Raw genomic sequence first — 6,911 nt, 5'->3', positions numbered from 1 at the left:
GCCACATAAGCGCTGAAGTCAGCCAGCGAGTGGGTAGAGAAGGTGCCGCGAAACCGGCTGCGCAGCGCCTGGAATTTCTCCAGGTCGATGACCTTGGCGCTTTCTGGGAGCACCACCGTAGGCACGAGTGTTGCCAGTGTCTTGCCGGTGGCCTCGAGGGCGGTATCGGTTATGTGTTGAATTGCTTCTTTCATCAGTGACATTGGTCAGGTCTCTATGGGGAAGGGAGAGTGCAGCGGTGAATTAGGTACGAGGCTTGATCGGCGCTTCGTCACGGGTGAACAGCTGGTCGTGTTTCTCTTGGAACAGCGAAATCTTGCCGCCGGTGCCGACGTGCATCGGTGTGTCCAGGCTGGTGTTCTCGCTGCGGGTGCCGCGCTTGGTCGGCACCTTGTAGTCGAGTTTGTGCTTGATCTTCACCATCTGGCCTTCGCCGATCTGGCTGAGGTCCAACGTGATGACCAGCTTCCCCGCTTTGCCGTGGTCAACAACACCGGCGGCAACTTCTGAGAGGGCGTGACCGATCTGGCTGGCGAATGCGCCGCCGTTTAGCTCTTCGAGGAACTCGGCGGTATCTGTTGGTATGGACATGCGTGCTTCTCCGATTGGGCCTTGAGCCCGCTGGGTGGGAGGTGGTGTTGTGGATCGCGGCGTTGCGGGCCTTTGAAGGTGCGCCTTATGCAGCCTTCACCTGATTCCAGGCGCCGGCCTGGTTGAACAGAAGCGCGGCCTGGGCTTCATCCAGCGACAGTGCGGAGGGAATGGCGATCCAACCCGATGCAACGAGGTGCTGCTGATTGCAGCTGTCTCGCAGCTCCAGATAACAATGCTCGATGGCATCGGTGAGTTGGTCGACCTTGTACATGCCTTGCGGGGCTATCTCGACTGACTTGATGTATTCGCCGCCGCGCTGGTCAATGCACATCACTCCGATGTAGACCGTCCAGTTGTATGCGACCTCGAAGATCGCATTCGCCACCTTAAGGCTGGTAATCCGCTTGCAGTTCTTCCAGTTGAACATCGCCTGGCTGCCGCTCGGATCGATGTTCACTACTGCGACATGGTTGGAACTCAGCAGGGCGCGACATGACCGTTCAACACGAGCGCGTAGGCTGTGAGGTTTTCGTTTGCTCATAGATCCTCCGCGAGTTTTCGCAGGGTCTTGCGCTCCGCTCTGGTTGGAGAGATGCGCCGACGCTTCAAGACTGTCTCCGGGTCGATCTTGTTGCAGCGAACTGGTGGAAGGGTTTTGTCAGAGAAGGACTTGAGCCGCTGGATACTGCCGCCAGAAGCAAAGAACTGATCAATCTGACTTGAAAGCTGCGCGGTGATCTGTTTGTGCTGATCAGGCACGTTCTCGCCGATCATTGCTGCACCGCCTGTGACAGCGTGACCTTCACGCCATCAGCGCGAGCTTCAAGGGCCTGGGCGAAGTTGATTGCGTCCTTCCAGTTGAAGCGGAATCCACGCACCTTGCCAGTCTCGATCTCAACGACGTGATAGGCGCTGACGCCCTTGGCGACGACCTGGTAGCGAATCTTTTGGGCTGGAGGCTCTTTCCCGATCATGGCGTACATCTCCACAGTGGCGAGCTTGCAACGTGCGCGCATGGCATTTAGCCCATTCACGCGTTCTTGTATTGCTGGGTGCATGGGATTCTCCTTTTGGTTCGCGTCTATTCGTCAGTGCTCTGCTGGAAAGCACTGGCGGATAATCGCGGGTATGAAAAAGCCCGATCAAAATCGGGCTTTATTGGGTTCAAGTACGCCTCCATACGTGAACCTGCACCGGCCGCAGCGTGAGGCTGTTGGCCGTTGATTGACTTTTACATGGCTGCAAATCCTCTTGCTGAAGTGAACAACCGAGAAATCCTCGGCAGTTGGTTTGCGCCGCTTTTGATGACGCGAGTATCGCGATGCGCACCCGTCGCACGGGTGGAACGGATGGTAGATGAGCAGTTAGATGTGACTGGAAGCACAGGTTGGAATAATGTTGTTACGCTAGCCCGGTGGGCCAAATGAAGTGTCGGAGAATCTAATGGACTTTGTTTTTCGCTTTGCCTTGTGCGTGGCATTGATGGTTTGTGGAGTAAATATTTGGGCTGCGGGGAAAGAAGAGGGGCAAGTTCAGGAAATATTAGTTGCTGCCAAGTTTTCCGGTGGGTGTGGAATTCTTGCTCAGATGACCAGCTTTCAAGCCTCCACGAAGATGCCAGGTGGTGACCAATTTATAGAGCGCTTTCTCAACACTGAGTCTGCGAGACTTGGCTGGACAGTCAAGGATTACTTGCAGAGATGCAGCAAATCTATTGAAATTTATCAGCTCTATTACGACTCCTTTGAGAGTGGCGCAGCCCGTTGACTCCTGATGCAGGTCGCCCATGAAACGGCTAGGCCAGATACTGACTCCTTCCGCATCTCTGAACTGACCTCCTAGCGACCGAACCTAAACCATAGCACCATGCCCATCACCAAGCCGCTGATCACACCCAGCAGATAAGCGATTGAGATGATGTGAAGCAGACTTGCTAAGAAGAGCAGGGCGGTGCCGATCAGAAGTGCCGCAAGCAGGCGGGTGATCACCGCACAACCTTCACGACACTGTTGATTCCCTTATCTACTGCACGGCGAACCTTCTTGGCTTCATCCGCGCCTAGACCTGTCAGATAGTCGTTGTTGAAAACGATCTGAGCACGCAGGCAGTAGGTTTTGGGGGCTTTGAACGAGTTGGATGTGGCTAGGCCGCTGCGGGCTTCTGACGGCACCGAGCAGTGACGGTACAGAGGGTTGTTGTTCGCGTCTTTGGCGTCTTCGAACGAGTTGTCGTTCACCTCGCCGACGAGGATCTGTTTGCCGAAATCCTCTGTGATATCGCTGGTCATTGCTCCAGCGCGACCGATGTAAAGCATGCCCGCGATTTCGATACGCACACCGGCCTTGCTGACGTAGCCCTGGCTGACCGCTTCGGCAGCGCTGTACCAACTATCGAACTCGACGATGCGGGCGCCTTCATAGTCCTTGTCGGTCTTGATCCAGTTGCGCACGGTGACCAGCGCGCCAGAACCCGAAACCGCCGCGAAGGCGTATTTCTTCGCTACTTCATCATCTTCCATCTTCCCAAAGTCGTTAACACCCGCCTTGCTGTGCAGCCAGTACACGACCTCTTCATGCGCATCCGATACCTTGATGTCGGCGGGCATCGGCAGGCTGATCACGGCGTCGTTCTGAATCACGGCAATGTCGCATGTGCCGTCCTTCAGCTTCTCCGCGTTGTCCACGCTGCCACCAGTGTTGATCACCTTCAGCTCGCCACCGGTTTGTTTCGTGATGGTGCTGCCTATGGTCGCTCCTAGCTTCTCGTAGAAGCCGCCTTCACCGCCGGTGCAGAAGCGAAGGGTGGGTGGTGCCGCGCTGGCGAGTGCTGAAACACTCAGCAGCGCCGCGAGCAGTAACGCTTTCGATTTCATGGGTGTTCCTCTGGGTTGGGGGCTTTCCCAATGCAGCCTGTCGCCAAGCTGCATCAGTGAAATGTTCGGTCTTACTGGCTGCTGTTGCATGCCGCTGCTAATCTTTTCGCATCACTGAAAGGAGCGGCATGTGAAGAAGAAAAAGCGGCGCAGCGGCGTACGGCAAAAAAGCGCTCGAGAGAAAGTTGTACTACTTGAAAAGCAGATAGCGGACCTTGAGAGGAAGCTGCCGGAGGCAGAAGGCAGGGCTGCTGGCAGCATTGAGAAACAGCTCAGACTTTGCCGTGAAGAGCTGAGAATTCAGAAAATGCATGTAATTTCCAAGCTCAGCAGCGTCTACCACTACGTGGTGGATGGCAGCTACGGATCCTCCAGATAACTGGCCTCCACAAAGTCCTTCTCAAGACATTCTGGAGAGCATCCTGCCCGCTGGTAACGGGCAGGTAATCTCTTTCCTTGCATAGGCCAACGGTCGCTTTCCCGTTGATGTCTTTCGGTGCGACAAGGGGTCAAGGCCCCATAAGCCATACACCTACTCACCATCACGCAGCCTCTCCAGCTACGCCATCCGAATGAGGTCTCCTATGCCCAGCGCCGACATGAGGTCGAATCGCTGCGTACCGTTGCGCGGTACGTCCGCTGGCTATGCATCGGCCAGCTCGGCGTCCATCAAGTTTTTAAAGAGCGTTTCCCGAGGCCTGTCGGCCCTGCGAATCGCTGTGTTTGCGATTCGATGGATTTAAATTACTAGCGATAATATTTTATGTCAAGACCGCAGGTAATAAAATAATTCGCGGGTAGTAAAAAGCCCGCTCAATGGCGGGCTCGTTCTAAGCATCGATGTACTTTTGCCAACCTATCCGGACCGCTCCGTCAGGTAATTGCTCCAACTGGACGCCGTCTGTTTCTTCAAGCTCTTGAAGCACGCTATTCCAAGCCTCAAGCGGTTCGTCCTCTCGCTTGGATACCGTGACGTGTTGGATCTTCTGAACACTAGGCGCGGCGACTAATCGCTGAATTCGCCGGCCTATTTGTTCGTAGGAAGTGGGGAAGGGCGTTGTCTCTCTGCTGCCATTATCCATGTCATCCTCCGTGGTACTGCTGGACGGATAAACAGTATTCCAAACAAGCGGAGGCGGCAATAGGGGTAGAGTACATTTGTACTCTATTGGATGGCGCTCACAAAAAAGTCCGCTCAACGGCGGACCAGAACGAGGGCGTCGGCAGCATTTCGAATGGGGCGCTTTTCCAGTGATCGCTACAAGGCCAGTAAAGCTTCATGAGCAACGATATGCGGGATATTGACTGTTCTGCGCTGATGCTTTAGCCACAAGCGCATCTTCTCTACATCGAAAATCTGCCCCTGTTCCATAAGTGTGAGCACCAAGTTGGCATCCATTCGATACCGGCCACAGTTGGGGCAGTCGCGTTCCTCCCACTGATCAGACTCATCTATTGTCTGCGCAACACCAGCGCATATCAGACAGCTCATCTAAACCTCCTTGGTCTTTACCGACAGCTCAAGTATCTATCTAAACCGAAAAGCGCAGCGCTGGACTGTCCGCTTGATTCTAACTGCCGCCAACCGTGGAAGAACTTTCGTGGACCGAGCCCGCCGCAGTCGATGACATCAGCCTGCCACAGCCCTCCGGGATGCAAAATAGACTTCTCTGAGTTCTAATAAGTCCAATTTCACTGTGCTACTGCATCAATTTGGAATCGAATGCATGACCATCCCGTTGGAGAACGCTTGGCACTATCAGCGAACCCGAACTCAAGGCGTGGAGATTGGATGCTGGAATGGCGCAAGCGCCCCCATGCTGCGTAGCCATTTTCACCGGGAAGTGCAGATCACGTTTGTATTGAGTGGGAGCAGGCAATTTCGTATCAAAGGTCAGAACTGCCGTGTTGACGCTGGCCAATGCTTGATCATCCCACCAGGGGTGCCGCATCAGAGCCTGCCGCACGTCCACGCCGGCACGACGTGCATCAACGTCTATCTCTCGGCCTTGGCCACCCAACAGGCAGCCTTGCTGATTGATGCCCAAGATGTCGTTAGTCTTGATTGGCACGAACCGATTTCGAAGATCGCCCAACATGCTGGCATGAGTCGTGAGGCCTTCACCCGATGTTTCTCGCACCGGGTGGGTATGCCCCCTGGTGCCTTCCGTATTGTCGACAGACTTAATCATGCTCGCCAACGCTTGCAGGAAGGCACCGATATCGCCGATCTGGCAGTCGAACTGGGTTTCGCTGACCAGAGTCACTTTGGACGCCATTTCCGACGGACCTTCGGCATCTCGCCCGGTGTCTACCGCGATATCATGCGTGAATCACAAACGTTCTAGCTTGAGCTCCATCGCGTTCGTAGTCTCTCTGGATTTGGAGAGACAAATGCAGGTTGAGCTCATCTTAATGCTGTTTTTTGCCGGAGTCGTTGGAGGCCTGGTCAACGCAATCGCAGGCGGCGCCACATTGATCACGTTCCCCGCGATGATTGCAGCGGGGTTACCGCCCATCGCCGCGAACGCGTCCAACGCGGTAGCAATCTCGCCCGGTCATCTGATAGCCGCCATCGCCGACTGGGAGAAGTTTCCTCCACTCAACCGGCAGCTTGTGCGTTCGCTGGTAGCAGCAGCATTCGGTGGCGTAGCCGGGGCCTTGCTGCTGCTCGCAACGCCGGACCGGTACTTCGTGCTGCCAGTGCCAGTGTTGATTGGTTTTGCCACAGCATTATTCGCGTTCGCCCCACAGGTGCAGGCTTGGGCCATCCGACGGCGTGCAGGTGCGTCTGCGTCTCCAGTTGTGGAGTTGGGCGTGATAGTGGGCGCTTCAATCTATGGTGGTTTCTTTGGAGCCGGCCTGGGAATCATCCTGACAGCGGTGCTGTCCGTCGCGGAGCCGAATGACATCCGGCGTGTCAAGGTATTGAAGAACCTGCTGGCGACCGCAGTGAGTCTCGCAGCTGTGACCATTTTTATTGCCCAAGGAACTGTGTATTGGCGCGAAACACTGAGCATGTTGGTTGGCGCCTTGTTTGGCGGCTATGCCGGTGGATACCTGGTGCGTGTGCTGCCAGCGCAGGCTGTAAGATCGGTGGTGATCATCGCCGGTCTGGCGACGACCATCTTCTATGGCTGGAAGTATTGGTATTGACAGCGATGACATGCCTCTGTCCCTGCTGGCGCTGACAGGTAGCACTGATGACGATAACGAAAGCCCGCTCAACGGCAGGCTACGGTATCAGGTCTAACTATCCATGATCTGATTTTGCAATCATCTCAGCCATGCACTCGGCGATCAGGTCTGAATTGGCATATACAACTGCCAAGTGATCGGCGACACGACCAGATACGTCAGTTGAGCCGCGTTGATCTATCCAGTTGCTGATTTCCTCAACGGCACAGGCGATGGCGTTGGCATTATTGTTGAGGCGATAGAGCAG

13 protein-coding genes are annotated in these 6,911 nt (G+C 55.2%); 4 read left to right on the top strand and 9 right to left on the bottom strand.

The genetic code is table 11. The features are described 5' to 3' along the window. The 5 genes from VGC62_RS19100 to VGC62_RS19080 form a co-directional block, all read right to left on the bottom strand. Positions 1 to 203: DUF2303 family protein (locus VGC62_RS19100; RefSeq protein ID WP_331188646.1), on the bottom strand; the 203-nt coding region annotated here is incomplete at its 3' end. A gap of 40 nt (positions 204 to 243) precedes the next feature. After that, a complete protein-coding gene (locus tag VGC62_RS19095) occupies positions 244 to 591 on the bottom strand; it encodes a hypothetical protein (RefSeq protein ID WP_331188645.1) in 348 nt (115 codons plus the stop codon). A gap of 85 nt (positions 592 to 676) precedes the next feature. Next, positions 677 to 1,135, bottom strand: a complete 459-nt coding sequence (locus VGC62_RS19090) for a hypothetical protein (RefSeq protein WP_331188644.1) — start codon at positions 1,133 to 1,135, stop codon at positions 677 to 679. Next, on the bottom strand, positions 1,132 to 1,368 hold the full coding sequence (locus tag VGC62_RS19085; RefSeq protein WP_331188643.1) for a hypothetical protein: 237 nt from the start codon (positions 1,366 to 1,368) through the stop codon (positions 1,132 to 1,134). The genes VGC62_RS19090 and VGC62_RS19085 overlap by 4 nt, the downstream gene beginning before the upstream one ends. Then, positions 1,365 to 1,652: a hypothetical protein gene (locus VGC62_RS19080; RefSeq protein ID WP_331188642.1), complete on the bottom strand. Its 288-nt coding sequence runs from the start codon at positions 1,650 to 1,652 to the stop codon at positions 1,365 to 1,367. The genes VGC62_RS19085 and VGC62_RS19080 overlap by 4 nt, the downstream gene beginning before the upstream one ends. Positions 1,653 to 2,037: 385 nt before the next feature. Here VGC62_RS19080 and VGC62_RS19075 point away from each other — a divergent pair, with 385 nt between their 5' ends. Next, on the top strand, positions 2,038 to 2,361 hold the full coding sequence (locus tag VGC62_RS19075) for a hypothetical protein (protein WP_331188641.1): 324 nt from the start codon (positions 2,038 to 2,040) through the stop codon (positions 2,359 to 2,361). A 217-nt stretch (positions 2,362 to 2,578) separates the two neighbouring features. Here the strand turns inward: VGC62_RS19075 and VGC62_RS19070 are convergent, their stop codons facing one another. After that, a complete protein-coding gene (locus tag VGC62_RS19070; RefSeq protein ID WP_331188640.1) occupies positions 2,579 to 3,466 on the bottom strand; it encodes a TAXI family TRAP transporter solute-binding subunit in 888 nt (295 codons plus the stop codon). 130 nt (positions 3,467 to 3,596) lie between these two features. On the opposite strand from VGC62_RS19070, the gene VGC62_RS19065 reads away from it, so the two are divergent. Next, on the top strand, positions 3,597 to 3,845 hold the full coding sequence (locus VGC62_RS19065; RefSeq protein WP_331188639.1) for a hypothetical protein: 249 nt from the start codon (positions 3,597 to 3,599) through the stop codon (positions 3,843 to 3,845). Between the two features lie 451 nt (positions 3,846 to 4,296). Here the strand turns inward: VGC62_RS19065 and VGC62_RS19060 are convergent, their stop codons facing one another. Together VGC62_RS19060 and VGC62_RS19055 are read right to left on the bottom strand one after the other, a co-directional pair. Then, positions 4,297 to 4,548, bottom strand: a complete 252-nt coding sequence (locus VGC62_RS19060) for a DUF1654 domain-containing protein (protein ID WP_331188638.1) — start codon at positions 4,546 to 4,548, stop codon at positions 4,297 to 4,299. A gap of 176 nt (positions 4,549 to 4,724) precedes the next feature. Further along, a complete protein-coding gene (locus tag VGC62_RS19055) occupies positions 4,725 to 4,958 on the bottom strand; it encodes a hypothetical protein (RefSeq protein WP_331188637.1) in 234 nt (77 codons plus the stop codon). Between the two features lie 235 nt (positions 4,959 to 5,193). Here VGC62_RS19055 and VGC62_RS27775 point away from each other — a divergent pair, with 235 nt between their 5' ends. Then, a complete protein-coding gene (locus VGC62_RS27775) occupies positions 5,194 to 5,814 on the top strand; it encodes an AraC family transcriptional regulator (protein ID WP_414705824.1) in 621 nt (206 codons plus the stop codon). A gap of 46 nt (positions 5,815 to 5,860) precedes the next feature. Then, on the top strand, positions 5,861 to 6,622 hold the full coding sequence (locus tag VGC62_RS19045) for a sulfite exporter TauE/SafE family protein (protein WP_331188635.1): 762 nt from the start codon (positions 5,861 to 5,863) through the stop codon (positions 6,620 to 6,622). A gap of 97 nt (positions 6,623 to 6,719) precedes the next feature. Here the strand turns inward: VGC62_RS19045 and VGC62_RS19040 are convergent. After that, positions 6,720 to 6,911 (bottom strand): hypothetical protein (locus VGC62_RS19040; protein WP_331188634.1); only part of this gene is annotated, 192 nt, incomplete at its 5' end.

It is taken from the genome of Pseudomonas sp. (genome assembly GCF_036404235.1).
GTDB lineage: Bacteria > Pseudomonadota > Gammaproteobacteria > Pseudomonadales > Pseudomonadaceae > Aquipseudomonas.
Note: the sequence above shows the minus strand (reverse complement) of the source record. Positions and strands in the feature narration are given on the sequence as shown.